This is a genomic window from Pararhodobacter marinus (genome assembly GCF_003122215.1).
GTDB classification, from domain to species: domain Bacteria; phylum Pseudomonadota; class Alphaproteobacteria; order Rhodobacterales; family Rhodobacteraceae; genus Pararhodobacter; species Pararhodobacter marinus.
Genome location: NZ_QEYD01000020.1, coordinates 2,501 through 5,560, shown reverse-complemented (window position 1 = coordinate 5,560; position 3,060 = coordinate 2,501). Strand labels below are relative to the sequence as shown.

The window sequence follows — 3,060 nt, the reverse complement described above, 5'->3', positions numbered from 1 at the left end:
CATCGTATAGAATGAGGTTTTTTTGTTTCTTATCAGGTTTGGCGGTGACCTACTCTCCCACGACTTGGGTCGCAGTACCATTGGCGTTCGTGCCCTTATCCATCGAGTTCGGGATGGGATCGGGAGTTTAGCACGGGCTATGACCACCAAACCGGATAAGAAACAATATCGGCTCTTCCTTATTGGAAGCGCTGTTCAAGTATTATGCTTTGTCCAGTTTGTCTTGCTGTTACTGGATCAGATCAAGCCAATCGAGCCATTAGTACCGGTCAACTGAATGCATTGCTGCACTTACATCTCCGGCCTATCGACGTGGTGGTCTACCACGGCTCTCAAGGGAGACCTTGTTTTGAAGGGGGCTTCCCGCTTAGATGCCTTCAGCGGTTATCCTGTCCGATCATAGCTACCCTGCACTGCGGCTGGCGCCACAACAGGTCCACCAGTGGATCGTTCACCCCGGTCCTCTCGTACTAGGGGCAACTCTTCTCAAGTCTCCTACACCCACGGCAGATAGGGACCGAACTGTCTCACGACGTTCTAAACCCAGCTCACGTACCTCTTTAAACGGCGAACAGCCGTACCCTTGGGACCGACTTCAGCCCCAGGATGAGATGAGCCGACATCGAGGTGCCAAACGATGCCGTCGATATGGACTCTTGGGCATCATCAGCCTGTTATCCCCGGCGTACCTTTTATCCGTTGAGCGATGGCCCACCCACGTGGGACCACCGGATCACTATGGCCGTCTTTCGACTCTGCTCGACGTGTCAGTCTTGCAGTCAGGCTGGCTTCTGCCATTGCACTCAACGAGCGATTTCCGACCGCTCTGAGCCAACCTTCGCGCGCCTCCGTTACTGTTTGGGAGGCGACCGCCCCAGTCAAACTCCCCGCCATGCATGGTCCCGGACCCCGATGAGGGGCCGCGGTTAGACATCAAGAGTGCGAAGGGTGGTATCTCAAGGGAGGCTCCACAGAGACTGGCGTCCCTGGTTCGATGCCTACCACCTATCCTGCACATCACAATCCTGATGCCAGTGCAAAGCTGGAGTAAAGGTGCACGGGGTCTTTCCGTCTAACCGCGGGTAGTGTGCATCTTGACACACAGTTCAATTTCGCTGAGTCCACGTTTGAGACAGCGGGGAAGTCGTTACGCCATTCGTGCAGGTCGGAACTTACCCGACAAGGAATTTCGCTACCTTAGGACCGTTATAGTTACGGCCGCCGTTTACTGGGGCTTCAATTCGGAGCTTGCACCCCTCCTTTTAACCTTCCAGCACCGGGCAGGCGTCAGACTGTATACGTCGCCTTACGGCTTCGCACAGCCCTGTGTTTTTAGTAAACAGTCGCCACCCCCTGGTTTGTGCCCCCGGCCACTGCTTGCGCAATAACCGGGCCTCCTTCTCGCGAACTTACGGAGGTATTTTGCCGAGTTCCTTAAACGTGGTTCTCTCAAGCGCCTTGGTATTCTCTACCAGTCCACCTGTGTCGGTTTCGGGTACGGTCTGATGGAGGGCTATTTCCAGGAACCGCTCAGCAGCCCAGACAATCCGATAAGTCTGAACTACCCCTGCGATCCGTCACATCCTCCTGGCTCAGGAATATTCACCTGATTCCCATCGACTACGCCTTTCGGCCTCGCCTTAGGGGCCGGCTTACCCTGCTCAGATTAGCTTTAAGCAGGAACCCTTGGACTTTCGGCGAGAGGGTCTCTCACCCTCTTTGTCGCTACTCATGTCAACATTCTCGCTTCTGAACGCTCCACGGGTCCCTCACGGGCCCGCTTCACAGCAGATCTCGCTGTCTCCGGGGTACCCTGGGGCACCAAAGAGACATGAGATACAGAACAGAACGCTCCGCTACCACGCACAACTAGTGTGCATCCTAAGCTTCGGCTCGTGGCTTGAGCCCCGTTACATCTTCGCCGCAGGACAACTTGTCTAGACCAGTGAGCTGTTACGCTATCTTTAAAGGATGGCTGCTTCTAAGCCAACCTCCTGGTTGTTTTGGTCGTCCCACCTGCTTTCCCACTTAGCCACGAATTGGGGGCCTTAGCTGTAGGTCAGGGTTGTTTCCCTCTCCACGACGGACGTTAGCACCCGCCGTGTGTCTGCCAGATAGTCCTCTCGGGTATTCGGAGTTTGCTTAGGCTCAGTAAGTCTGTGGGACCCCATCACCCATGCAGTGCTCTACCCCCCGAGGGATACGTCTGACGCTCTACCTAAATAGATTTCGCGGAGAACCAGCTATCTCCGAGTTTGATTGGCCTTTCACCCCTAGGCACAAGTCATCCCGACCCTTTTCAACGGGTGTGGGTTCGGACCTCCAGTTGGTGTTACCCAACCTTCATCCTGCTCATGCCTAGATCACTCGGTTTCGGGTCTGATCCATCTAACTCATTCGCCCTATTAAGACTCGCTTTCGCTGCGCCTACACCTAACGGCTTAAGCTTGCTAGATAGACCAAGTCGTTGACCCATTATACAAAAGGTACGCCGTCAGGTCTCGAGGACCCTCCGACTGCTTGTAGGCGTCCGGTTTCAGGTACTGTTTCACTCCCCTCGTCGGGGTGCTTTTCACCTTTCCCTCACGGTACTGGTTCGCTATCGGTCAGCAAGGAGTACTTAGCCTTCGGGGGTGGTCCCCCGATCTTCAGACAGGATTTCACGTGTCCCGCCCTACTTAATACGTCCGATCATGCTTCCTGTACGGGGCTGTCACCCTGTATCGCTGCCCTTTCCAGAGCATTCCAGTCACAATCTCGGCTCGGCTGGTCCGCGTTCGCTCGCCGCTACTGACGGAGTCTCTGTTGATTTCCTTTCCTCCGGGTACTTAGATGTTTCAGTTCCCCGGGTTTGCTCTAAAACCCCTATGTATTCAGGGTAATAGTACCTGTTTCAGCTCGATATAAATCACCCGAGGGCAATTATATCAAACTGTCAGGTGGGTTGCCCCATTCGGAGATCTTGGGATCAAAGCCTATTCCCGGCTCCCCCAAGCTTATCGCAGGGTATCACGTCCTTCATCGCCTCTTGCTGCCAAGGCATCCACCAAACGCCCTTAT

Annotated in this window: 2 rRNA genes (1 of these 2 running past the window's edge); both read right to left on the bottom strand. The window is 54.6% G+C overall.

The annotated features are described in order from the left end of the window. Positions 1-36 precede the first annotated feature (36 nt). Positions 37-151 (bottom strand): 5S ribosomal RNA (rrf, locus tag C4N9_RS21530). 87 nt (positions 152-238) lie between these two features. After that, positions 239-3,060 (bottom strand): 23S ribosomal RNA (locus C4N9_RS21525) (it continues 11 nt past the right edge of the window).